Origin of the sequence: Caulobacter sp. Root655, from assembly GCF_001427665.1 — a bacterium.
Lineage (GTDB): Bacteria > Pseudomonadota > Alphaproteobacteria > Caulobacterales > Caulobacteraceae > Caulobacter.
The window spans coordinates 289,426-313,677 of the sequence record NZ_LMHC01000021.1 but is presented as its reverse complement, the minus strand read 5'-3'; the positions used below and the strand labels follow the sequence as shown (position 1 = coordinate 313,677).

21 protein-coding genes are annotated in these 24,252 nt (G+C 68.9%); 9 read left to right on the top strand and 12 right to left on the bottom strand.

The window, feature by feature from the left end; genetic code table 11:
* Positions 1-169 precede the first annotated feature (169 nt).
* From ASD79_RS12890 to aspS, 3 genes are all read left to right on the top strand, one after another.
* Entirely contained in the window at positions 170-514 is a 345-nt protein-coding gene (locus ASD79_RS12890; RefSeq protein WP_056722217.1) for a hypothetical protein, read from the top strand.
* Positions 515-541: 27 nt separating this feature from the next.
* Positions 542-1,009 (top strand): SRPBCC domain-containing protein, encoded by a 468-nt coding sequence (locus tag ASD79_RS12885; protein ID WP_056722215.1) that lies wholly within the window; start codon positions 542-544, stop codon positions 1,007-1,009.
* A 493-nt stretch (positions 1,010-1,502) separates the two neighbouring features.
* Entirely contained in the window at positions 1,503-3,308 is a 1,806-nt protein-coding gene (gene aspS, locus ASD79_RS12880; RefSeq protein WP_162252361.1) for an aspartate--tRNA ligase, read from the top strand.
* A gap of 79 nt (positions 3,309-3,387) precedes the next feature.
* Here the strand turns inward: aspS and ASD79_RS12875 are convergent, their stop codons facing one another.
* The 3 genes from ASD79_RS12875 to ASD79_RS12865 form a co-directional block, all read right to left on the bottom strand.
* The gene (locus tag ASD79_RS12875; protein WP_235524437.1) at positions 3,388-4,314 is read right to left on the bottom strand and encodes a pentapeptide repeat-containing protein; all 927 of its coding nucleotides are present in this window, start codon (positions 4,312-4,314) and stop codon (positions 3,388-3,390) included.
* 113 nt (positions 4,315-4,427) lie between these two features.
* Positions 4,428-4,919, bottom strand: coding sequence for a pentapeptide repeat-containing protein (locus tag ASD79_RS12870; RefSeq protein WP_056722211.1), 492 nt, complete (start codon positions 4,917-4,919; stop codon positions 4,428-4,430).
* Between the two features lie 222 nt (positions 4,920-5,141).
* Positions 5,142-7,898: a ribonucleotide reductase gene (locus ASD79_RS12865; RefSeq protein WP_056722210.1), complete on the bottom strand. Its 2,757-nt coding sequence runs from the start codon at positions 7,896-7,898 to the stop codon at positions 5,142-5,144.
* Positions 7,899-8,132: 234 nt separating this feature from the next.
* On the opposite strand from ASD79_RS12865, the gene ASD79_RS12860 reads away from it, so the two are divergent.
* Positions 8,133-8,528 (top strand): NADH:ubiquinone oxidoreductase subunit NDUFA12, encoded by a 396-nt coding sequence (locus ASD79_RS12860; protein WP_056722208.1) that lies wholly within the window; start codon positions 8,133-8,135, stop codon positions 8,526-8,528.
* A gap of 1 nt (position 8,529) precedes the next feature.
* Complete coding sequence (locus tag ASD79_RS12855) at positions 8,530-9,195, top strand: DUF2155 domain-containing protein (RefSeq protein ID WP_056722205.1); 666 nt, start codon at positions 8,530-8,532, stop codon at positions 9,193-9,195.
* Here ASD79_RS12855 and aat read toward each other — a convergent pair.
* From aat to ASD79_RS12835, 4 genes are all read right to left on the bottom strand, one after another.
* Positions 9,132-9,788: a leucyl/phenylalanyl-tRNA--protein transferase gene (aat, locus tag ASD79_RS12850; RefSeq protein WP_056722203.1), complete on the bottom strand. Its 657-nt coding sequence runs from the start codon at positions 9,786-9,788 to the stop codon at positions 9,132-9,134. The genes ASD79_RS12855 and aat overlap by 64 nt on opposite strands.
* 156 nt (positions 9,789-9,944) lie before the next feature.
* Positions 9,945-11,288 (bottom strand): acetyl-CoA carboxylase biotin carboxylase subunit, encoded by a 1,344-nt coding sequence (accC, locus tag ASD79_RS12845; RefSeq protein ID WP_056722200.1) that lies wholly within the window; start codon positions 11,286-11,288, stop codon positions 9,945-9,947.
* Between the two features lie 5 nt (positions 11,289-11,293).
* Complete coding sequence (gene accB / locus ASD79_RS12840) at positions 11,294-11,806, bottom strand: acetyl-CoA carboxylase biotin carboxyl carrier protein (protein ID WP_056722198.1); 513 nt, start codon at positions 11,804-11,806, stop codon at positions 11,294-11,296.
* A gap of 43 nt (positions 11,807-11,849) precedes the next feature.
* Complete coding sequence (locus ASD79_RS12835; protein ID WP_007666438.1) at positions 11,850-12,293, bottom strand: type II 3-dehydroquinate dehydratase; 444 nt, start codon at positions 12,291-12,293, stop codon at positions 11,850-11,852.
* 79 nt (positions 12,294-12,372) lie between these two features.
* Here ASD79_RS12835 and thiS point away from each other — a divergent pair, with 79 nt between their 5' ends.
* Positions 12,373-12,573 carry a sulfur carrier protein ThiS gene (thiS, locus tag ASD79_RS12830; protein WP_056722196.1) on the top strand — a complete coding sequence of 67 codons (201 nt, stop codon included), beginning with the start codon at positions 12,373-12,375 and terminating at the stop codon, positions 12,571-12,573.
* A 145-nt stretch (positions 12,574-12,718) separates the two neighbouring features.
* Entirely contained in the window at positions 12,719-13,531 is an 813-nt protein-coding gene (locus ASD79_RS12825) for a thiazole synthase (protein WP_056722194.1), read from the top strand.
* Positions 13,532-13,546: 15 nt separating this feature from the next.
* On the opposite strand, the gene ASD79_RS12820 is transcribed toward ASD79_RS12825, so the two are convergent.
* The 5 genes from ASD79_RS12820 to ASD79_RS23895 form a co-directional block, all read right to left on the bottom strand.
* Positions 13,547-13,903 carry a hypothetical protein gene (locus ASD79_RS12820; protein ID WP_056722192.1) on the bottom strand — a complete coding sequence of 119 codons (357 nt, stop codon included), beginning with the start codon at positions 13,901-13,903 and terminating at the stop codon, positions 13,547-13,549.
* Between the two features lie 920 nt (positions 13,904-14,823).
* Positions 14,824-15,573, bottom strand: coding sequence for a DsbA family protein (locus ASD79_RS12815; protein WP_056722190.1), 750 nt, complete (start codon positions 15,571-15,573; stop codon positions 14,824-14,826).
* Between the two features lie 24 nt (positions 15,574-15,597).
* Positions 15,598-17,028: a M48 family metalloprotease gene (locus ASD79_RS12810; RefSeq protein WP_056722188.1), complete on the bottom strand. Its 1,431-nt coding sequence runs from the start codon at positions 17,026-17,028 to the stop codon at positions 15,598-15,600.
* A 147-nt stretch (positions 17,029-17,175) separates the two neighbouring features.
* On the bottom strand, positions 17,176-19,947 hold the full coding sequence (locus ASD79_RS12805) for a ribonuclease E/G (RefSeq protein WP_056722186.1): 2,772 nt from the start codon (positions 19,945-19,947) through the stop codon (positions 17,176-17,178).
* Complete coding sequence (locus tag ASD79_RS23895; RefSeq protein WP_085954845.1) at positions 19,871-20,089, bottom strand: hypothetical protein; 219 nt, start codon at positions 20,087-20,089, stop codon at positions 19,871-19,873. Before ASD79_RS23895 ends, ASD79_RS12805 begins: the two co-directional genes overlap by 77 nt.
* Before the next feature lie 415 nt (positions 20,090-20,504).
* Between ASD79_RS23895 and ASD79_RS12795 the strand changes: the two genes are divergently transcribed.
* On the top strand, positions 20,505-21,701 hold the full coding sequence (locus ASD79_RS12795) for an N-acetylmuramoyl-L-alanine amidase (protein ID WP_156400488.1): 1,197 nt from the start codon (positions 20,505-20,507) through the stop codon (positions 21,699-21,701).
* Between the two features lie 160 nt (positions 21,702-21,861).
* Positions 21,862-24,231: a penicillin-binding protein 1A gene (locus tag ASD79_RS12790; RefSeq protein ID WP_056722178.1), complete on the top strand. Its 2,370-nt coding sequence runs from the start codon at positions 21,862-21,864 to the stop codon at positions 24,229-24,231.
* The last annotated feature ends 21 nt before the right edge of the window (positions 24,232-24,252 follow it).

Genomic DNA, 24,252 nt, shown 5'->3' with positions numbered 1-24,252 from the left:
AGGAGGGGACACGCACTCACCCTGACCGCCTCGCCAGACCTTGAAGAGCCCCGTCGTCAGTGCCCGTCCCCGACGGCAAGAGTCTTCGCAAGGTTGCACCGTCCTTTCCGCTTCGCTTCTATGGCCAAGCTTTGGAAGCGCGTCCCGTCGGGCGCCAAGGAGACCTCCCATGCGACTTTTCGGCGCCGCCCTGTGCGCGGCCACGCTGTCCCTGGCCTCGGCCGCCCACGCGTCCGACTCCGCCGGAGGCAAGATCAGCAACATCCTGTCATACGCCGACGGCGGGATCGTGTTCTTCAACCACGACGGCGTGCGCTCGGCGCTGCCGAGCTGCCCCGCCGCGGTGTTGCCCACCCGCTGGGCGATCAACGTGTCCACCCCCGCCGGCCAGGCGCGCTTGGCGGTGCTGTTGTCGGCCTACAGCCTGGGCAAGAAGATCGACATCGCCGGCACGGGAACCTGCACCCTGTGGCAGGATACCGAGACCTTGGGCTATTTCGTCATCAAGGACTGACCCGTGCCTCCGGTGTAGGCTGCGCCCATGCCCGCACCCACCACCCGCGCCAGCCGCCTGATCCCCGCCGCCCATGACGCCGTCTGGAACGCCCTGATGGACCCCGAGATCCTGGTCCAATGGCTGCCGCCGGGCGACATGACCGGCCAGATGCACGCCTTCGACGGCCGGGTGGGCGGCGGATTCGAGATGTCGCTCTACTATCCGAAGGGCGAAACCCAGCAGCTCGGCAAGACCGCCGAACGCGAGGATCGCACCCGCGTGCGCTTCGCGGCCATCAAGCCGGGCCGCCAGGTAGTCTGGGCGGTGGTGTTCGACACCGACGATTCGGCGCTGAAGGGCGAGATGACCATCACCGTGTCGTTGGAAGCCGCGCCGGGCGGTACGCGGGTGACCCTGCTGTCGGAGAACCTGCCGCCGGGGCTGCGGCCGGCGGACAACAAGGAGGGGTCGAAGGAGAGCTTGAAGAAGCTGGCGGGATGGTTTGGCGGGTAGGCCCGGGGACGCGCACTCACGACGGTGCGCTGGCCAAGTTCGCGGGACGGTCAGGGTGAGTGCGTGTCCCCACCTTGATCCGCTGAGCTTGCCCTTGAGGCCATGAGTTCGCCTAGGCGTTTGACGTCGTGGATGACGTTGGGGACACGCACTCACCCCACGTTCGGAGGCTGATCGGCCGAGGTCTTGCCGTGAGTGCGCGTCCCCGGCTGAGCGACTTACGCTCGGCGCATGGCGAACAAAGTTACACGATTTCGGAGCGATCGGGCTTCGTCGAAACGGTTACTACTCACACACTCCGGACGGTGTCCGGCGCTCCGCGACCCTTTCCGATAGCTCCGCGGTGAACCGCGTGAGGCGGCGAAGCCGTGTCTCAAGTCCTCCCCCTGTGGGGGAGGGCCTTCGGGCCAGAATCCTTGACATCCACGCCCCCCCATGCGCCTTTCCGCGCCTTGCAAATCACCGCGTTTCGAAGCCTTTCAAAGACCTTTTCATGACCTCGATGCACGCCTATCGCACCCATACCTGCGGCGCCCTGCGGGCCGCCGACACCGGCGCCAGCGTCCGCCTGTCGGGCTGGATCCACCGCAAGCGCGACCACGGCGGCCTGGTCTTCGTCGACCTGCGCGACCATTACGGCCTGACCCAGCTGGTCCTGCACCCCGAGACGCCCGGCTTCGCCATCGTCGAGCGCCTGCGGGCCGAGAGCGTGATCCGCATCGACGGCGAGGTGGTGGCCCGCGACGCCGCCGCCGTGAACCCCAACCTGCCGACCGGCGCGGTCGAGATCCGCGTCGCCGCCGTCGAGGTGCTGAGCGAGGCCGCCGAGCTGCCGCTGCCGGTGTTCGGCGAGCCCGACTATCCCGAGGAAATCCGCCTCAAGCACCGCTATCTCGACCTGCGCCGCGAGACCCTGCACAAGAACATCGTGCTGCGCAGCAAGGTCATCCAGTCGATCCGCAGCCGGATGTTCGGCCAGGGCTTCAACGAGTTCCAGACCCCGATCCTGACGGCGTCGTCGCCGGAAGGCGCGCGCGACTTCCTGGTGCCGTCGCGCCTGCACCCGGGCAAGTTCTACGCGCTGCCCCAGGCCCCCCAGCAGTTCAAGCAACTGCTGATGGTCTCCGGCTTCGACCGCTATTTCCAGATCGCCCCGTGCTTCCGCGACGAGGACCTGCGGGCCGACCGGTCGCTGGAATTCTACCAGCTCGACGTCGAGATGAGCTTCGTGACGCAGGAAGACGTGTTCGCGGCCATCGAGCCGGTGATGCATGGCGTCTTTGAAGAGTTCGCCAACGGCAAGCGGGTCAGCGCCTATCCGTTCCAGCGCATCCCCTACAAGGAATCGATCGCCAAGTACGGCAGCGACAAGCCCGACCTGCGCAACCCGATCGAGATGCAGGACGTCTCCGAGCACTTCCGCGAGGGCGGCTTTGGCCTGTTCGCCAAGATCCTGGCCGCCGATCCCAAGAACGCCATCTGGGCCATCCCGGCCCCGACCGGCGGCAACCGCGCCTTCTGCGACCGCATGAATTCGTGGGCGCAGGGCGAGGGCGCGGCGGGCCTGGGCTACATCTTCTGGCGCGCCGCCGACGAGCACGGCAACGAGGAGGGCGCGGCCGGCCCGATCGCCAAGAACATCGGCGACGAGAAGGCCGCGGCCATCGCCGCCCAGCTGGGCCTGAAGACCGGCGACGCCGCCTTCTTCGTGGCCGGCGATCCGGCGGTGTTCGCCAAGTTCGCCGGCCTGGCCCGCACCCGGGTCGGCACCGAGCTGAAGCTGGTCGACGAGGACCAGTTCCGCTTCTGCTGGATCGTCGACTTCCCGATGTTCGAATGGAACGAGGACGAGAAGAAGGTCGACTTCTCGCACAACCCGTTCTCGATGCCGCAGGGCGAGATGGCGGCGCTGGAGAACGCGGACCCGCTGTCGATCCTGGCCTACCAGTACGACATCGTCTGCAACGGCTACGAGCTGTGCTCGGGCGCGATCCGCAATCACAAGCCGGAGATCATGCTCAAGGCCTTCGAAGTGGCCGGCTACGGCGCCGAGGTGGTCGAGGAGCAGTTCGGCGGGATGCTGAACGCCTTCCGCTACGGGGCCCCGCCGCACGGCGGTCTGGCCCCCGGCATCGACCGCATCGTCATGCTGCTGGCCGAGCAGGTCGCCATCCGCGAGGTCATCGCCTTCCCGCTGAACCAGCAGGGCCAGGACCTGCTGATGAACGCCCCGGCCGAGGCCCAGGAGCGGCAATACAAGGAACTGCACATCCGCTCGGCTCCGCCTATCAAGGTGTAGATTGGTCGGGTTCGGCCCATACGAAAAAGCCCTCCGGTCCATCGGGATCGGAGGGCTTCTTTTCAGGAGCAGGCCGCGCTCAGTATCTCGGCGGGGCCGGCGGCTTGGGAGGCTTGGGCGGCTTGGGGACGGCGGCGATCCGGGCCGCGGCCTCGATCTGGGCGCGATGGGCCTCGATCTGGGCCCGGGCGGCCTCGGCCTGGGCGCGCTGGAAGTCGCCGCTGACCCGGAAATTGCGGCGGTCGCCCGAGCAGTTGCGGATGCTCAGCCCGGCCGGCAGGCGGGTGCCGCCGTCGCCGCAGGTCTCGTCCAGCTGGTCCTGGTCCAGGCCCCTGGCGCCCGACAGGTCCGCGCCGCCCAGATTGGCGCCGGACAGGTCGGCGCCGTGGAAGTCGGCCCCGCCGAACACCGCGCCGCGCAGGGTGGAGCCGGTGAACTCGGCGTCGCGGAAGTTGGCCCGCTCGAAATTGCCGCCGATCATGTTGCTGGCGTTCAGCTCGGCCGACTGGAAGCTGGCGTAGCGGGCGTTGACGCCCTGCAGATTGGCGCCCATCAGCTCGCTGCTGGACAGGTTGGCCTTCTCGAGGTTGGCGCCGACGAAGTTGGCGCCGTGCAGTTCGGACGACGACAGGTCCACCCGGGCCAGGTCGGCGCCCTGGAAGTTGGCGCCGCTGCTCTCGATGCCCGACAGCTTGGCGTCGGTGAAGATGGCGCTCACGAAGTTGGCGCCGCGCATCTCGGCCCCGCGCAGGTCGGCTCGCGACAGGTCGGCGCCGGTGAAGTTGGAACCGAAGAAGCTGGCGCCGCGCAGGTCGGCGCCCATCAGGTTGGCCTTGGCGTAGTTGGCGCCGGTGAACCGGGCGCCGGTCAGCTTGCGGCCGGACAGCTCGCAATTCACGCAGGTTCCGCCGAGCGAAATCATCCGCGGCACGTCCTTGTCCTCGACCCCCGCATAGGCCTGTTGGCCAAGGGCCGACAGGGCGAGGGTCAGGGCTGCGATAGTCATCCCCAATCGGGACATCGAGACCTCCAGGCCGGTCGAGAATAAGCGACCGCTTGAGTTACGATTTGGGGCCACCGGGCGCTGGGCGCCACTTAAATCGCGGTAATGACGGAAGTTTAACGACAGGGGCGGACCGACAGGCCGCGCGGAAGTTGAGTGGAGCCGTCGCCACAAGCGCCGTTCAGCTGGGCCTGGGTCAGGCCGGTGGCGCGGTCCATTTCGGCCCCCGACAGGTTGACGCCGGTGAGGGTGGCGCCCCGGAAACCGGCCCCTTCCAGATAGGCCCCGACGAAGCTGGCATTGGTCAGGTTGGCTCCGGCGAAGTTGGCCCCGCCGAACACGCCGCCGTAGAAATTGACGTCGCGCAGGTCGCCGCCGGCGAAGCTGGTGCGGTTCATTTCCGCCAGGCTGAGGTCGGCCTGGCGCAGGCGGGCCCCGGCCAGGTTCTTGCCCTTCAGCCCCAGGCCCGAAAGGTCGGCCTGGAACAGATTGCAGCGCGGACAGCTGGCGCCGGCCCGGACACTGGCGATCTGGCCGGCGTTCTGGGCCATGGCGGGGACAGCGAAAGCCACGGTGGCGATGGCGAGGAGCGAGGCGATCGGTTTCATTCTGGCACGCGTCTTTCGGCGGGAACGTCGATTAAGCATGCCCTCGCAAGCTTAAGGCCAAGGAAACGGCCTGGGGCCTGCGGACAGCTGAGATCGGGAAGCGCCCTGCGTCCTTCGAGGCCCTCCTCTGGAGGGCGCCTCAGGATGAGGAACGTTGTGCTGTCTTCCTCATCCTGAGGTGCGTAGCGGAGCGAAGCCTCGAAGGACGCACGGCGGTGCGCGCTAGCTCGCGCCGTCGCCCTCGCTGCGATCGCTCGCCTGGGTCCCGCAGCTGTCGCAGGTCACCAGGCCGCCCATGCGGCGCAGCGCCATGTCGCCGCAGGCCGGGCAGACGTCGCCGGCCGCGCTGGGCGGGGGCGCCTCCTCGGCCCGGCGGCCGCCGAACGGCAGGAACACCAGGTTGTCGGGGGCCGCGCCGCGCGAGAAGCCCTTGGAGATGAACTTGCTGGCGGGCAGGGGCTCGGCCTCGACCTCGCCGTCATCGACGCCTTCGCCCCGGCCCAGGCCGTCGGCGTTGAATTCGCCGGGGTCGGCGTTGGCCAGGTCGTCGCGACCCAGGTACGAAACCCCCAGCTCGCGGAAGATGTAGTCGAGGATCGAGGTGGCCGAACGGATCGAGTCGTTGCCCGTCACCGGCCCGGCCGGTTCGAATTTCGTGAACACATAGGCGTCGACGAATTCGTCCAGCGGCACGCCGTATTGCAGGCCGATCGAGATGGCGATGGCGAAATTGTTCATCAGGCTGCGGAAGGCGGCGCCTTCCTTGTGCATGTCGATGAAGATCTCGCCGACCTCGCCATCCTCGTACTCGCCGGTGTGCAGATAGACTTTGTGGCCGCCCACCGCCGCCTTCTGGATATAGCCCTTGCGGCGGTCGGGCAGCTTGCGGCGGGCGCGGCCGCCGCGCTCCACGACCCGGTCGACCACGCGTTCGACGATCCGCTCCTTGGGCGGGGCGAGCTTGGCCTCGACGGCGACTGGGTCGAGCGCGCGGGCCGGCTTGGGCGCCTCGACCTCGGCCTCGGGCAGCGACAGCACGAAGCCGGCCGGCGGCGCGACGCGGTTCAGGCGCAGGGCGCGGACCCCGGCCCGGGCGGCGGCGGCCTGCAGACGCGCGGCGTCGGCGGGGCGGGCGTCGAACGGCAGGTCCAGCACGGCCGCCGCGGCCAGGCAGGTGAAGGTCTCGACCGCCTCGATCATCGCCAGGCGGTCGGCCAGCGCCGGCGCCTCGACGGCGGCGAACAGGGCGCGGATGTCGTTGTCCAGGGCCTCGCAGTCCGACAGCCGGCGGGCGCCCAGGGCATGGCGCTCGGCCGCGTCGATCTCGACCTCGGAGAAGCCGGCGAAGGTCAGGGTGTCGAAGTTCGGGTCGGCCAGGGCCTCGGCCGGGACGCCGAGCACGTCGCTGAGAAAGCCCGCGCCGATCACCGCCGGGGCGAAGGCGGCGCGCAGGCCGTCGGCATGGCGCAGAGCGTCCTCGGCCTGCTCGATCTCGTGGGCGGTGAAGCCGCGGGCCTGCAGGACCATGTGGTCGATGGCCGGGGCCTCGGCCAGACTGCCATGACCCATGGCGTGGCGACGGGCGGCGTCGAAGTCGGACCCGGCCTGCGTCAAGCAGGTGTGGGCGGCGGTGCTGAAGGTCGGGATCAGCAGGCCGTCGGCGGTCTGGGCCGTCGAGACCGGCGACGCGGCGGCGGCGTGGCCCAGGGGCTTGCCGCCAAGGCGCAGGGCGGTCTCGGCGTCGGCGAAGGCGGCGACCAGGCGGGCCGAACGCAGGCCGTGCTTGCGGGCCAGGCCATGGGCCACGGCCAGGGCGGCGGCGGCCTCGGCGGCCAGGGGCGAGCGCAGGGCGGCGGCGCGCACCCGGCGCTCGGCCAGGCCGCGCAGCAGGACCTGGCGTTCCTGGGCGAAGATCGGGTCCACGCCGAGCACGGCGGCGGCCTCGGCGCTGGCCGACAGGGCCGCGCCGACGGCCAGGGCCCAAAGGGCGGCGGCGGCGTCGCGGGCGGCGTCGCCGGCTGGCGACAGGCCCTGGGCCAGCAGCCAGTCGCCGACCCCGGCCAGGCCGATCTGCGCCGGGCGCTCGCCGCGCTCGATCTCCAGGGCCGTGGTCCACAGGCCGACCGTCTGGTTGAAGCCCTCGCAGTCGAAGGCTCCGTCGTGCTGGAAGGCGGTGACGTCGATGGCGGCGCGGACGGCCGCGCCGCGGGCCAGGGCCTCGGCGTCTTCCGGCGACATCGCCAGGGTCAGGGCGCTGGTCTCCCAGCCGACCTGGGCGGCGAAGCTGGTTGCTTCATCGACGGCGGCGACGCCCTGGCGCGAGGCCGAGGCGACCAGTGGGACGGGGCCTTGCGCCTCCGGGTCGATCAGGGCGGTGCGCGGCGCGCCGGCCAGGACGATCGCGTCGAGGATCATGCGGTCGTCGGCGCCCAGGTCGCGGGCCCGGCGGGCGGCGCGGCCCAGGGCGCTGTTCTTGCGCGGGTCGGAGCAGGCCTTGGCGTCGCCATGGCAGCGGGCGACGGCGTCGCCGACCTGGGCCAGGGCGGCGTCGAGGCGCGCGGCGGCCTTGGCGGCCAGCTGAGCCGAGCGCCAGCGGGCCAGGTGGCCCACGGCGACGCGCTTGAACTCGATCTCGCCGACGTCCGGCAGGTGCGTCGGGGCGGCCAGCGGGCCGGCGGGCGAGGCGATGCCAGTCAACATGGTGACCAGCAGGGCGTCGCGGAAGGCGTCGGCGTCGGCGGCGTCGCCGAACAGGCCATCGGCCAGGCCGGCCTGGGCCAGACGGTTGGCATAGCGGGCGGGGCCCCCGCCGAGCGGCAGGTCGGCGTCGAACACGCCCTGTGACCAGTCCAGCCAGGCCTCGACCCGGGCGTCGGTCCAGTCCTCGGGGGCCAGGACCTCAAGCACCTGATCGCAGCGTTCCAGGGCGCGCGGTTCCACCTTGGGAGCGGGACCGGGATGTCGGGACTGAATGCGCATGGGCGATTCCGCGTCTGAGCGCCAAGAATTGGCTATCCTAGATCGCTCCACAGCCACCTTCAATAGATGTGGGGTGTGTTGGGCCCTTGATCCACAAGATGTTGAAGGCCTGCGCCGTCGCCCGAAGCTGGACGCTGGCGGGCCGCCGACCTATAGTCCGGCCGCTTCGCAACGCCTCCCGCGCTGCGCGAACCTTCCCAGAAATGGGCCTTTACGAGATTGGGTGCTGACGCGGTGCTGAAAGCGATCTTCACGTGGTGGAACGGTGCGACCATCGGTCAGCGTTTCCATATTAGCCGTCGCGGCGTGTTCATTGGCCAGGACGACTACGGCAACCGCTATTTCGAGGCGCGCGACAACCGCGACAGCTACGACGAGCGCAAGCGCCGCTGGGTGATCTATGACGGCTACGCCGAAGCCTCCAAGGTGCCGCCCGAGTGGAGCGGCTGGCTGCACTATACGTTCGACGAGCCGCCGACCACGGCGCCGCTGATGCGCCGCGCCTGGGAGAAAGACCACCATCCCAACCTGACCGGCACGATCCACGCCTGGCGTCCCAAGGGCTCGCTGACCCGCGGCGGCCAGCGCTCGGCCGCCACCAGCGACTACAAGCCCTGGTCGCCGGAATAGGATGACCATTCGGCGGTCATTGACGGGCGTCGCCACGCTGGCCCTGGCGGCTTCGCTGGCCGGCGGCGGCGCCTGGGCGTTGCAGAACACGCCGCAACAGCCGCCGGCCGCCCAGACGCCGCCGCCGGCCCAGCCGGCGCCGATCGTCGTGCCGGCCCAGTCGCGACCGGTTCCCGGGCCCCAGGTGGCTCCGACGGCGGTTCAGCCGACTCCCGCCCCGACCACGGCCGCGCCCGCGCCCGCGCCCACGCCGGCCCAGCCGGCCGCCAAGCCCGCCGCGACTCCAGCCGCCAAGCCGACCGAGCAGGTCAAGCGGGCCCGCTCGTCGGTGGCTATCATCCAGGCGCTGGACAAGGTGACGACCGAGACCATGAAGTTCGAGGCCCCGGTCGGCCAGCCCATCCGCTACAAGACCCTGGTCTTCACGGTGCGGGCCTGCGAGACGACCGCGCCCGACGAGGACGCCCCGGATTCCGTGGCCTATGTCACCGTCGACACCCAGCCCAAGGCCCTGCCGGGCCGCGTGGCCCCGCCCGGACGCCAGATCTACAAGGGCTGGATGTACGCCAATGCGCCGGGCCTCAACCCGCTGCAGCACCCGGTCTATGACGCCTGGCTGATCGCTTGCAAGACCTCGGCCCCGGCGGCGCCGGCCGCCAGCCGGTAGAAGTCGGCCTGACCCGTCCAGGCCCGGCCCAGGCGGCGGCGATAATCGGCCCGGGTGATCTCGGTGGTCCCGAACTGTTCCAGGTGCTCGGTGATGAACTGGGTGTCCAGCAGGCGATAGTCGCCGACCACCAGCCGGCCGGCCAGGTGGACCAGGGCCACCTTGCTGGCGTCGCGTCGGGTCGAGAACATGCTCTCGCCGAAGAAGGCGGCGCCGAACGCCACGCCGTAGAGGCCGCCAACCAGCTCCTCGCCGTCCCAGCACTCGACGCTGTGGGCCAGGCCGCGCGCGAACAGCTGACCGTAGAGCCGCTGGATCGGGTTGTTGATCCAGGTCTCCAGCCGACCGGGCCGGGCGGCGGCGCAGGCCTCGACCACGGCGTCGAAGGCGCTGTCGATGCGGATTTCGAAGGGCTCGGCGCGGACCGTGCGGGCCAGCCGGCGCGGGACGTGCACGCCGTCCAGCGGCAGCACGCCCCGGCGCTCCGGATCGATCAGGAAGATGCTCTCGTCATGGCGCGCGTCGGCCATGGGAAACACGCCGCGCTCGTAGCAGGCGATGAGATCATCGACCGTGAAGGCGTCGTCATCCATGGTGCGCGTTCGCCAGCTTCAATCCGTCCAGGCTAACTCACGCCGTTTTCCCGGCGAAGGCCGGGACCCAGATTCAGCCGTGGCGCCAGACGGGGGTCCGGAACGCACGGCCTTACGATCTGGGCCCCGGCCTTCGCCGGGGAAGCGAAGGAGGGCCTAACCCTGCGCCTTGATCCAGCGCTCCAGCCAGTGGATGTCGTAATCGCCGGCCAGGATATCGGGTTGCACCAGCAGGTCCTGGAACAGCGGGATCGTGGTCTCGATGCCGCCGACCACCATCTCGCCCAGGCAGCGCCGCAGGCGCGCGATGCACTCCTCGCGGTCGCGGCCATGGACGATCAGCTTGCCGATCAGGCTGTCGTAATAGGGCGGGATCGCGTAGCCGGTATAGATCGCCGAATCCAGCCGCACGCCCAGGCCGCCGGGGGCGTGGAAGTCGGTGATCGTGCCCGGCGACGGGGTGAAGGTCCGCGCGTTCTCGGCATTGATCCGGCACTCGATGGCGTGGCCTTCGAACACCACGTCGGCCTGGGTGAACGACAGCGGCAGGCCGGCGGCGATGCGGATCTGCTCACGCACCAGGTCGATGCCGGTGATGGCTTCGGTGACCGGGTGCTCGACCTGCAGGCGGGTGTTCATCTCGATGAAGAAGAACTCGTCGTTCTCCCACAGGAACTCGATGGTGCCGACGCCGAGATAGCCGATGGCCTTGATCGCATCGACCACGACCTTGCCGATCTTTTCGCGACCGGCGGCCGAGAGGGCGGGCGAGGGGGCTTCCTCCAGCACCTTCTGGTGACGGCGCTGCAGCGAGCAGTCGCGTTCGCCCAGGTGCACCACGTTGCCATGGCTGTCGGCGATCACCTGGATCTCGATGTGGCGCGGCTTCTGGAGGTAGCGCTCCATATAGACCGTGTCGTCGCCGAACGCGGCGCGGGCCTCGGAGCGGGCGGTCGAGACCGCCTCGACCAGGTCCTCGCGGGTCTGGGCGACCTTCATGCCGCGCCCGCCGCCGCCGGAAGCGGCCTTGATCAGCACCGGGAAGCCGATCTTGTCGGCGGCCTCATAGGCCTCTTCTTCGGTCGTCACGCCGCCGTCCGAGCCGGGGACCACCGGGATGCCGGCGTCCTTGACGGCTTGCTTGGCGGTGATCTTGTCGCCCATCATCCGGATGTGTTCCGGCTTGGGTCCGATGAAGGTGTAGCCGTGCGCGCCGACGATCTCGGCGAAGCGGGCGTTCTCCGACAGGAAGCCGTAGCCCGGGTGGATCGCCTGGGCGCCGGTGATCTCGGCGGCCGCGATGATCGACGGGATGTTCAGGTAGCTCTTGGCGGCCGAGGCCGGGCCGATGCAGACGCTTTCGTCGGCCAGCCGCACCCACATGGAATTGGCGTCGGCCTCGGAATGGACCGCCACGGTGGCGATGCCCATTTCCTTGCAGGCGCGGTGAACCCGAAGCGCGATCTCGCCTCGGTTGGCGATGAGGATCTTGTCAAACATGCCGATTACTCGACGATGACGAGCGGCTCGCCGAACTCGACGGGCTGGGCGTCGCCCACCAGGATCTCGACGACCTTGCCGGCCTTGGTGGCGGCGATCGGGTTCATGGTCTTCATGGCTTCGACGATCAGCAGGGTCTGGCCGGCCGCGACCGTGTCGCCGACCTTGATGAAGGCGTCCGCGCCCGGCTGGGGCGACATGTAGACGGTGCCGACCATCGGCGACTTGACCACGTCGCCGGCGGGGCGCGCGGCGGGGGCCGGAGCGGCGTCAGCGACCGGCGCCGGCGCGGCGGCCAGGGCGGGCGCGTAGGTCGGCGCCTGGGCCGGAGCCTGGACATAGGTGGTGGCCGCGGCGGCGACGGTCAGTTCGCGGGCGACGCGGATCTTCAGGCCGGCATGCTCGACCTCGATCTCAGACAGGCCGGTGTCCTTCAGGATGTCGGCCAGCTTGCGGACCAGGCGGGCGTCGATCGACGGGGTCTCGACCGGATCGGCGGGGGCCTTGGGATTGGACATGGAAGCTTACCTTGCTGTGTTCTTTAGGAGCCGGGGTCGCCGGCTAGTTGGCGCCGACCAGGCCGGCGGCGGCCTCGATCGCCAGTTCATAACTCGCCGCGCCGAAGCCGGAGACGATCCCGGTCGCCGCGAGCGAAACATAGGTGTGGCGGCGGAAGTCTTCCCGCGCCGCCGGGTTGGACAGGTGACACTCGATGATCGGGATGTTCAAGGCCTTGAGGGCGTCGAGCAGGGCGATCGAGGTGTGACCGTATCCGGCCGGGTTGATCACCAACGCGCACGCTTCCAGCCGGGCCTCATGAACCCAGTCGATCAGCACGCCTTCGTGATTGCTCTGCCGGAAGACGACGGAAAGGCCCCGAGCGGCCGCCCGCGCCTCGCAGCGCGTACGGACATCGTCGAGCGTGTCCTTGCCATAGATCTCGGGCTCGCGCGTTCCCAACAGGTTGAGGTTGGGTCCGCTCAGCACATGGATCGGTTTTACCATTCGGCTCCGCCGTCGATTCCGGGAGGTCTTGTATAGCCGGTTCCGTCAGGTCACAAGCAGGCCGAGTTTCGGAGGTGAGATGAAGCTTCTATTGAACGGCGAGGAACGGGTGTTCGAAGGCGTCGATACGCTGGCGGACCTGGTGTCTTCCCTGGGCCTGGACGCCCGCAAGGTGGCCGTGGAGCGCAACCTCGAGATCGCCCCGCGCTCGACCTATGCCGACACGGCGCTGGCCGACGGTGACCGCATCGAGATCGTGACGTTTATCGGCGGCGGTTAGGCCGTGCGTCCTTCGAGGCTCGGCCGCGCCTCGCACCTCAGGATGAGGAAGTCAGCAAAACGCTCCTCATCCTGAGGCGCCGCGAAGCGGCCTCGAAGGAAGCAAGGCGTTTGAAACCGCGCTTCCGCAGGCGTAAACCCTCCCCATGAACGCGCATGTCCCCCCCGAATCCGCCGCCGCCGCGATCGACGCCGACACCTGGACCGTCGCCGGCCGCACCTTCACCTCGCGGCTGATCGTCGGCACCGGCAAGTACAAGGACTACGCCACCAACGCCGCCGCCGCCCGCGCGGCGGGCGCGCAGATCGTCACGGTGGCGGTGCGGCGGGTGAACCTGACCGACCCGACCCAGCCGCTGCTGGTCGACTACATCAAGCCCACCGAATTCACCTATCTGCCGAATACAGCGGGCTGCTTTACCGGTGAGGACGCCGTGCGCACCCTGCGCCTGGCCCGCGAGGCCGGCGGCTGGGACCTGGTGAAGCTGGAGGTGCTGTCCGACCCCAAGACCCTCTATCCCGAGATGGAGGAGACCCTGCGCTCGCTGAAGCTGCTGGTCGCCGAGGGTTTCCAGGTGATGGTCTATTGCTCGGACGACCCGGTCTACGCCCGCAAGCTGGAGGACGCCGGCGCGGTGGCGATCATGCCGCTGGGCGCGCCGATCGGCTCGGGCCTGGGCATCCAGAACCGGGTCAACCTGCGGATCATCATCGAGAACGCCAAGGTGCCCGTGCTGGTCGACGCCGGGGTCGGCACCGCCTCGGACGCGACGATCGGCATGGAACTGGGCTGCGACGCCATCCTGATGAACACCGCCATCGCCGAGGCCAAGGACCCGATCCGCATGGCCCGGGCCATGAAGCACGCGGTGATCGCCGGTCGGGAGGCCTATCTGGCCGGGCGGATGCAGAAGCGGCTGTACGCCGATCCCAGTTCGCCGCTGGGCGGGCTGATCTAGGCGGGGGGAGGGGCTTCAGGCCTGAATGTCGACGAGCGCGCCCTGTTTCATCTTGGGGTCGTTCTCGATCTGGGCCTTGATCTGCTCCTTGAGCTTATCCTCGATCTTCTGGCGCTCCTTCGGGTCCATGGCCTTCAGCTGTTCCTCGGTGAGGCCCATCTTGCCGAGCATCGCCGCCCGCATCTTCTGGGCCGGGGTCAGCTTGGCGTAGTCGAGGAACTCGTCCTTGGCGGTCTTTACCGGCGCGGCGCTGACGCCGCTGGCCGAGGTCGCGTCGGTGGCCTTGGTCGTGGCCGCCGCGGTCGCCTGGTTGATCTTGTTCAAGGTCGACATGGCGAGCGACGCCATGATGCTGGAACCGGAAATGAGCATGGGAACTCCCGCCGTGAGGATGGCGGGATGCGCAAAGCAAGAGTCGTGCGCGTGGGGCGGTGAGTTCGTGGGTAAGGTTTTCAAGGGCTTAGGCGTGCGTGGCCGGACGCGGGCGGCGCGCACGGTAGAGGTGGCCCTGCAGTTTCTTCCACGATGACCGGAATTGTCCTCGGTCGTCTTTCCGTCGCCTTTCCTGCGCCCTCTCCCMRYGGGAGAGGGTCCGTCAGAGCATGGACGCCCTTCGCACTCAACGAAATCAACGGCTTGAAGTTTCTCGATGTTTTTCGTCCTCACCCCCTCCAGCCTCCCCGATACTGACCTCACCTGAAGGCACGGGGAGGGCGCACGTACGGCGACCGATGCGGCTTTCAGGACCCCCTCCAGCCTCCCCGATACTGACCTCACCTGAAGGCACGGGGAGGGCGCACGTACGGCGACCGATGCGGCTTTCAGGAGTGGTCGAGCGGGAAGGCTTGGCCGCCGCGCCTTTCGGGGCGCCTTCGGTCGGTTCGGAGCAGGTTCGCCTCAGCCGCGACGAAGCTCCGGCGCCGGGGGTAGGCGGGCAAGCCAGCAGGTGCGAGGGGGTTACTCGCACGGTCCGGGACCGGGGCTCGCCGCCCTGGCCCGCCCGTCGGGGGCGNGCTCTCGAACAACGGTTCCACGCGAAGCGCTCGTCTTCGTCGAAACGGTATTCAAACTGCAAAACCTCCGGGCGGAGCCCGGGCGCTTCGCACCCTCCCCATTCCATCGCAGCTTCGGCGCGTGAGCGTAGAGCCGCGCCCAGAGTCGGGGACCACACCCACTTGCCCCCACCTGACCGCTTCGCGGTCTGTCGGCGGCGAGGGGGCGGAGCGCTCTTCCCCCCATGGGGGAAGACGGCCGAAGGCCCGTAGGGGGCAAGTGAACCGCTGAAGTCGCGCCTAGACCTTCTTGGTCTTGCCCGCCCGGGCCTGTTCGATCGCCAGCTTCAGGGCCCTCATGTCGGCCCCGGCGATCATCGTGTCGCCGACCAGGAAGGCGGGGGTGCCCTCGATGGCCAGGGCCTGGGCCAGGGCGTGGGTGTCGGCCAGGTGCTGGGTGACCGGCTCGGCGCCGGCGGCGGCGCGGGCCTTGGTCACGTCGATCCCGACCTCCTGGGCGATCCGCATGACCGCCGCCTCGTCCAGGCTCTTCTCGGCCATCAGGCGCTTGTGGAAGACCAGCGACTTGCCCTGGTCCCTGGACCCCAGGACCATGCGGGCGGCGACCTCGGAGTCGTGGCCGAAGATCACGAAGTCCTTGAACACGAAACGCACGTCCGGGTTCTGCTGGATCAGGGCGATCACCTCCGGGGCGGCCAGCTTGCAGTAGCCGCACTTGTAGTCGAAGAACTCGACCACGGTGATCGCGCCGTTGGGATTGGCCACGAAGTCGCGGGGATCGCGTTCCAGCGCCTGGCGGTACTTGCCGATCGCGCCCCGGGCCTTGTCGGCGGTCTGGGCGATCTGCTTGGCCTGCAGCTTGGCGCTGACCTCGACCAGGACCTCGGGATTCTCCAGCAGATAGGCCCGGACCTTTTCGCCGAACGCCTTGTCGGGCTTGGGCGGACCACAGGCGGCCAGGCCCAGGGCGGCGACGGAGACGGCGGCCAGCGCCAGTCGGCGCGCCAGGGGACGATCAAACAGGGACATGGGGTTCTCTGGAAAGGGGACGCCTCAGCGGCGAAGCCCCGAGGTGACGGCGCCTTCCTTGGCCAGGTCCTTGAGGTCCTGGTTGGAAGGGTTGGAGGTCAGGACGATGTCGGTGGCCCGGCGCCATTCGATGCTGTCCTTCTTGAGCAGTTCACGGGCCCGCATGGCGAACACCCGGGCCTCCTGGGCGGCGCCCATGTTGAAATACTGTTCGGCCGTGGCCAGCCGCGCCTGGCCGTCCTCGCCGCGCTGGTCGTAGGCCTGGGCCAGCAGGCGCCAGGCGACGGAATTGTCGCTCTCGTCGATCAGCGAGCGCTTCAGTTCGGCGATGCCTTCCTCGACCTTCTTGGGATCGCTCTGGCCGATCAGGGTCTGGCCGAGGTTGACCCGCAACAGGGCGGCGTCGGGCTTGAGCGCCACCGAGCGGCGCTGCGGCTCCTCGGCTTCCTTGACGCGGTTGAACTCGAACAGGATCTGGCCCTTGAGCTCCCAGAGGTAGGGATTGTTCTCGTTCTCGGCGATCAGGCCGTCGAGGATCTTCAGGGCCCGGTCGGGCTCCTTCATCTGATAATAGGCGATGGCCCGGGCGTAGCGGGCCGGGAAGCCCCGGTCGCTTTCCTTGTACTTGACGATGGCCACGCCGGGATTGAGGAACCCCTCCAGCTTGGCCTTCATGATCTCGTGCTCGGCCAGGTCTTCCGGGCTGTCGACCGCGTTCCAGTGCGGCTGCCGTTCGACCCGGCTGCGCAGGGTCTCGATGCGTTCGGACGACAGCGGGTGGCTGCGGAAATAGGCGAAGCGCCGCGACTGGTCGAAGACCTCCTGGTAGCGGAAGTTGTCGAAGAACTCGACGAGGCCGCGGCCCGACTGGCCGGTGGCCTCCAGGAAGCCGGCGCCGGCCTGGTCGGCCCGCGATTCCTGGTCACGGCTGTAGCCCAGGGCGCCCAGAGTCCCGAAATAGGAGGCGTTGCCCATCAGCACGGCCCCGGCGTCGGGGGCGCCGGCCAGGGCGGCCAGCACGCCCAGGCCCATGGTCAGGATCATCGGCGTGAGGCCGGCCTTCATCATCTCGCCGGACCGCAGCGGGTGGGCGCCGGCCAGGTGTCCGGTTTCGTGGGCGATGACGCCCTTCAGTTGGTTCGGCGTTTCGGTCTGCAGGATCAGGCCGGTGTTCAGCCCCATCATCAGGCCCTGGGTGGCGAAGGCGTTCAGTTCCTTGTCGCCGACCAGCAGGATGCGCACGGTCTTGGGGTCCAGGCCCGCCGCCGCATAGATCGGGTCGGCGTCGCGGTGCAGGATCTCCTCGATCTCGGTGTCGCGGATCAGGGAGGGGCCGTCCTGGGCATGAGCCGGGACGGCCGGCGCCAGGGTGGCCGTCAGCAGGGCCAGCGCCGACAGCGCCGATCCCGCCTTCCTGCCGATCCTTCCGGAAGCCGCCCAACTACGGGAGGTCATCGAAGCTCTCCTGATCGCGCCCCCGCGCTCAAGCAGCAGTCTAACGCGGTTCTCGACGACCTGGGAACAACGGTCGATCAAGCTACACACGGATATAGTCGTGACGGCCGGCGGGACCAGGGCCCCGCCGGCCGTCATCGAACCTTGCTAGCCCCGGCGCCACCAGCCGCGCTTCGGCTTTTCAGGCGGCGTGGAGATCTCGGACGGATCGGGCTCGACCGCGACGGGCTCGGCGACCGTTTCCGGAGCGACCGGTTCCGGAGCGACGGCCACGGGGACGGCCACGGCCACGGGGACGGGCGCGGCGCGGCGCGAGCGTGTCGTGACGGGGGCCGGGGCCGCCACCTCGACATCGGCCGCCACCAGCGGAACGTCCTCGACCACCGGAGCGGCGACGGGAGCGGCTTCCACGACCTCGACTTCGGCGACGATTTCGGGCGCGGCGTCCTCGCTGGCCTTGCGGCCACGGCTGCGCGGACGGCGGGCCTTCTTGGGCGCTTCCTCCTGGGGCGGCAGTTCGACCCAGACATCGGCCGGCGGGCCTTCGATCACGGCCGGGGCCAGGGGCGCCAGCTCCAGATCGGCGGCGTCGACCCGCAACGCGGGAACGCGTTCGCCGCGCGGCGCTTCGACCTGTTCGGTCCGTTCGCCACGTTCACCGCGTTCGCCACGGCCACGACCGCGACGACCGCGCTCCGAACGCTCGGCGCGTTCAGGACGCTCCGCACGTTCGGCGACCGGCGCTTCGACGGCTTCCGGACGCTCGGCGCGCTCCGGACGATCGCCATTGGGCCGGCGTTCGCTGTTGCGGCCGTCCAGGGCTTCAGGGTCGTGCCAGACGAAGGCGCTCTCGCCGAACGGCACTCGCGGACGGGTCCAGGCGAAGACGTCGGCCGGACGGTCACCATCCTCGCGACCACCGCGACGGCCGCCACGGCGACCGCGACGGCGGCGACGGCGACGGGCTTCCTCGTCCTCGCCGTCGATCTCGGCTTCGGGACGGTCGGCGCCGTCGGCGTCATCCTCGTCTTCGTCGCCAGCGGCTTCGACCGGCGCGTCGTCGGCGGCGTCATCGCGACGGCCGCCACGGCGGCGACGCTTGCGGCCGCGACGACGGCTGTCGTCATCCTCGGCCGGTTCGGCGCGGGCCGGACGGGCGGCGCGGGGCTCGGCGTCGTCTTCGCCGGCGACTTCGTCCTCGACCTCGATCTCTTCTTCGTCCTCGTCCTCCTCGTCGTCGAACGCCTCGTCGTCATAGACGGGGTCGGGCTCGATCGGGGCGAAGATCTGCGGGGCGGGGCGCTCGCCCAGCTCCGTGCGTTCGATGTCGTGCTCGGCCTGGTGCAGGGCGTCGTCGACCAGCACGGTGACGAACAGCGCGTGGGTCTGCTGCAGGCGCAGCAGGTAGGCGCGCTTTTCGTTGAGGATATAGATCCCCACGGGGCGGCTGACCTTCAGGGTGACGGCGCCGCCGCCCTTCAGGGCCTCGACCTCGACCGCGCGCAGCGCCGCCAGGGCGCTGGACTCGACCGAGCGGACGCGGCCGGTGCCGTCGCAGTGTTCGCAGACGTGGGTGGTGCCTTCCAGCACGCCGGTGCGGCGGCGCTGGCGGCTGATTTCCATCAGGCCGAAACCGCTGATCTTGCCCATCTGGATGCGGGCGCGATCGTCCTTGAGCGAGTCCTTGAGGACCTTCTCGACGGCGCGGTTGTTCTTGCCTTCATCCATGTCGATGAAGTCGATGACGATCAGGCCGGCCAGGTCGCGCAGACGCAGCTGGCGGGCGGCTTCTTCCGCCGCTTCCAGGTTGGTCTTCAGCGCGGTGGCCTCGATGTTGCGCTCGCGCGTCGCCTTGCCCGAGTTGACGTCGATGGCCACCAGGGCCTCGGTCTGGTTGATCACCAGATAGCCGCCCGAACGCAGGGGCACGATCGGCGAGTAGATCTGGGCCAGATGGTCCTCGATCTTGTGCTTGACGAACAGCGGCGCCGGCTCGCGATAGGGGAAAACCTTCTTGGCCTGGCTGGGCATCAGCATGCGCATGAAGTCGCGCGCTTCCTTGTAGCCGGCCTCGCCCTCGACCCAGATGCCTTCCAGGTCCTTGTCGTACATGTCGCGGATGGCGCGTTTGACGAGGTCTTCCTCCTCGTAGATCAGCGCCGGGGCGATCGAGTGCAGCGTGTTGTCGCGGATGTTCTCCCACAGACGCAGCAGGTATTCGTAGTCGCGCTTGATCTCGGCCTTGGTGCGCTTGGCGCCGGCCGTGCGGACGATCAGGCCCATGCCCTGCGGCACGTCCAGGCCCTGGACGACGCTCTTGAGGCGCTTGCGGTCGGTGATCGTGGTGATCTTGCGGCTGATGCCGCCGCCGCGGGCGGTGTTGGGCATCAGGACGCCATAGCGGCCGGCCAGCGACAAATAGGTGGTCAGGGCCGCGCCCTTGTTGCCGCGCTCTTCCTTGACGACCTGAACCAGCATGATCTGCCGACGGCGGATCACTTCCTGGATCTTGTACTTGCGCATCAGGCGGCGCTTGCGGCGCGCCAGTTCTTCCTCGACGGCGTCTTCCTCGTCGTCGACGGCGTCGCCTTCGTTCTCGCCGTCACGGGCGTGGTGATGGTCGTCCTCGTCGTCGCCGGAATCGTCGCGCATCAGCGCTTCGCGGTCGGCGACCGGGATCTGGTAATAGTCCGGATGGATCTCGTTGAAGGCGAGGAAGCCGTGGCGATTGCCGCCATATTCGATGAACGCAGCCTGCAGGCTGGGCTCAACGCGGGTCACCTTGGCGAGATAGATATTTCCTCGGAGTTGCTTGCGGGTCTGGCTCTCGAAATCGAATTCTTCAACCCGGGTACCATCCACGACCACCACACGCGTCTCTTCGGCGTGGGCGGCGTCGATCAACATCTTCTTCGACATAAAGGGTATCTCCACGGCGCGCGGCGGGCGCTAGGCCCGGGCGCCGATATGAATGAAGGGCGCGCGCGTCACCGCCCGTCGCACCGCCGAAGCGGTTGCGGAAGGTCGGTCGCCAAAGGCGGTCGGGTGCGGCGCAGCCCATAAGGTTTCTGTGTTCCTTAAACGCGCCGAAAGGCGCGGATCGGATGGAGCGTCGACGCCGGGGGCGGCTTAAGGGCCCGACGCGGGCCCTGCGGGACGATCCAGGCGAAGGCTTCGTGCCTCACGCTGGTAATCGCGCCCAAACTCATTTCAGTCCGGCGATTCCGGCCGCGAACGCGGTTTGCATCCAGAAGGAATACAAGTGCGTCCGTGAGATAGGAACCGCTCACGCTTACCGCCATGACGATCAGGGCGTTCAGCGCGCGGACCATAGTGTAGCAACATCGCATCATAAAAGAAAAGCGCTCGACTGAACGTCGGGGCGGAGCGCATGTCGCGCGTGGGGTTAACGATTTCTGTACCCGAAGATGCGGATATCGTTTTTTGGACTAGGTTGGTCGCCAAGGGCGGGCGTGATGGCTAAGGTTCTGGTTTCGGCGACGAGGACGGGTTGGGCGAGGGCGGCGATGATCGTCGGCGCCCTTGCCCTGGCTGGCGTCGCCGTGGCCATGGCCCAAGGGCCGGCCCCGGCCGCCGGCGTGCAGAAGGTCCGCTTCGGCGGCGACCGCAACGAGACCCGCATCGTCATCGACCTGGATCGCGCGGCCTCGGGCAAGCTGCTGGCCGACGGAGCGACGGATCGTCGCGTGGTCATCGGCCTGCCCAACGTCACGGTGGCCGGCGACCTGCAAGGCGCGGGGCAGGGGCTGGTCGAGCGCTGGGCGATCGACGAGGCGGCCGGCGGGGCGCGGCTGCGCCTGGACCTGAAGGCCAACGCCGAAGTCCGCCGACGTTTCCTGCTGCCGCCGGGCGACGGCGCTTCGGCCTATCGCTATGTCATCGACCTGAAATCCACCGACGCGCCCGGCGCCCAAGCACCCGTTCTGCGTCCGACCCTGGTTTCGGCTCCGGTCAAGGCCTCGGCCCTGCGCCTGAAGAAGGTCATCGTCATCGACGCCGGCCACGGCGGCAAGGATCCCGGCTCGTCGGGGGCCAACACGGCCGAGAAGGACGTCACCCTGGCCGCCGCCAAGGCGCTGAAGGCCCGGCTGGAAAAGTCCGGTCGCTACACCGTGGTCATGACCCGGCAGTCCGACACCTTCGTGCCGCTGGAGGCGCGGGTGCAGGTCGCCCGCCGCGCCGACGCCGACCTGTTCATCTCGCTGCACGCCGATTCGGGGCCCGACGCGGCGACCCGCGGGGCCAGCGTCTATACCCTGTCGGAAAAGGGCACCGAGCGCGTGGCGCGGGTGCTCGAGAAGGACGACTGGCTGATGAAGGCCAATCTGCCGGGCCGCGACCGCGCGGTCAGCCAGATCCTGCTGGACCTCTCGCAGCGCGCCACCAAGAACCGCTCGGCCGCCTTCGCCGAAACCCTGCTGCAATCGGTGGGCGAAGAGACCGTACTGCTGCGCCGCAGCCATCGCGACGCCGGCTTCATCGTGCTGCTGGCCCCCGACATCCCGGCCGTGCTGCTGGAAATGGGCTTCATCACCAATGTCGACGACGAGCAGCTGCTGAAAAGCTCCGCCGGTCGCGGGCGCCTGATGGACGCCGTGGCCAGTTCGATCGAGTCGTACTTCGCCGCCCAGACGCGCATCGCCGCGCGTTAGGGCCGTTGGCGCCTTCTCCGATGCGCGCTAGAGCCATGGTGGGGGCGACGCGTCGGACGTGGGCCGCCTCCGCGACCGCAAAACCGCTTACGTTTTTGCCGATCGCGCTCTAGAGGATTCGAATGGAGCGGGCGAAAGTGCATCGCCCGACGGAGGCGGCGTGGATCTGAAGCCTAGAGAACGATGGATCGCCATCGCCGGTGTCACGGTGCTGTCCGCGATCGCCGTGGCCGGCTTCGCCATCGCCATCTACGCCGCCTGGCTGTTCCACGACATGCCGGACGCCGGGGAACTCCAGGACTACCGTCCTCCGACCGCCACGCGCGTCTACGCCTGGGACGGCACCCTGATCGGCGAATATTCCAAGGAACGCCGGATCTTCGTCCCCTACGATCAGATCCCGCCGCAGCTGGCCCAGGCCTTCCTGGCGGCCGAGGATCGCAACTTCTTCAAGCACGGCGGCGTCGATGTGGGCGGCTTCTCGCGGGCCATGCTCAAGAACGTCGGCAACGCCGCGCGTGGTCGACGCCTGGAAGGCGGCTCGACCATTACCCAGCAGGTGGCCAAGAACGTCCTGCTGACCAGCGACGCCACGATTGGTCGCAAGTTCAAGGAAGCGATCCTGGCCCGGCGCCTGGAGCAGTCGCTCGACAAGCAGCAGATTCTCGAGCTGTACCTGAACGAAATCTGGCTGGGCTATCGCTCGTTCGGGGTCGGCGCGGCCGCCTACAACTATTTCGGCAAGTCGCTCCCCGAACTGAGCCTGGCCCAGTGCGCCTATCTGGCCGCCCTGCCCAAAGGGCCGGACAACTACCATCCGATCCGCAACAAGGCCAAGGCCAAGGCCCGTCGCGACTGGATCCTGGGCCAGATGGCCGAGCTCGGCTGGGTCAGCCAGGAAGATGCCCGCAAGGCGATGGCCGAGGACCTGGTGGTCCAGCCGGCCCCCAAGCGCGCGGCCTATCGTGACGCCGACTATTTCGTCGAGGAAGTCCGTCAGCGGGGTGTCGCCACCCTGGGTCCGCGTCTCAACGAGGGCGGCTATTACATGCGCACCACTCTGGATCCGAAGCTGCAGACAGCGGCCCGGGTGGCGCTGATGGAAGGCCTGGAAAAATACGACCGCCGCCACGGCTGGCGCGGGGCCTGGGGTCATGTCGAGACGGTCGACGCCGACTGGGAGAAGGGGGCCCGCGCCAAGGCGCCGCCCGCCGAGCGCCGCGGCTGGCGCGCCGCCATCGTCACCTCGACCTCCGGCGCCGTCCGTCTCGCCAAGGACGAGGGCGAGGGCGCGATCGCCGGCGAGGACATGGCCTGGGCCAACGCCACCAAGGGCCTGAAGGTCGGCGACCTGGTGTTCGTCGAGAAATCCGAGACCTCGCCGGCCTATCGGTTGCGGCAGGTTCCGATCGTCAACGGCGCCCTGGTGGCCATGGAGCCCTATAGCGGCCGGGTCATCGCCCTGGTCGGCGGCTATAGCTTCTCGCTGTCGAACTTCAACCGCGCCACCCAGGCGATGCGCCAGCCCGGCTCGGCCTTCAAGCCGTTCGTCTACGCCACGGCCTTGGAAAACGGCTACACGCCGGCCAGCGTGGTGGTCGACAGCGCCATCACCCTGAAGGGGGCCAACGGCGAGGACTGGAGCCCGGAGAACTATCACAAGAAGTTCTACGGGGCCCTGCCGCTGCGCAAGGGCCTGGAGCAGTCGATCAACGCCATGACCGTGCGCCTGGCCCAGAGCGTCGGCATGAAGAAGATCGTCGACATGGCCAAGCGAACCGGTATCACGCGAGACATGGCGCCGGTCCTGGCCATGGCCCTGGGCGCCGGCGAGACCACGCCCTTCAAGCTGACCACGGCCTATACGCCCTTCGTCAACGGCGGCCGCCGGGTCGAGCCGCACCTGATCGAACTGGTGCAGGACCGCGAAGGCAAGGTGATCTTCCGCGCCGACAAACGCGACTGCGTGCGCTGCGACGCCGGCTTCAACGGCGACGAGAGCCCGCGCATTCCAGCCCTGGGCGAACAGGTGATGGACCCCATCACCGCCTACCAGGTCACCTCGATGCTGCAGGGCGTCGTCCAGCGCGGCACCGCCGCCCAGGCCAGCTCTCTGGGCTATCCGCTGGCCGGCAAGACCGGCACCACCAACGAGTACCGCAGCGCTTGGTTCATGGGCTATTCGCCCAACCTGGTGGTCGGGGTGTTCATCGGCTTCGACGACAACCGCTCGCTGGGCGAAGGCGAGACCGGCGCCACGGGCCCGGTGCCGATCTTCATGGACTTCATGCGCGAGGCCCTGAAGGGGCAGCCGAAGACCGAGTTCAAGGCTCCGAAGAACGCCAAGTTCGTGATGGTCCGCGGCGTCCGCGAGGCTTTCCGTCCCGGCACCGAGCCCAAGGTCGTGGTTCCGACCATTCCCACGGGGCCGCAGCCGTACGGCGACGCCTGGCCCGGTGGGCAAATCGGCCCGGCGCCGGGCGCGCCCAAGCCGCCGACCACGGCTCCCGACATCAGCGGGCTCTACTAAATCCAGTCGGTCATTGCGCCG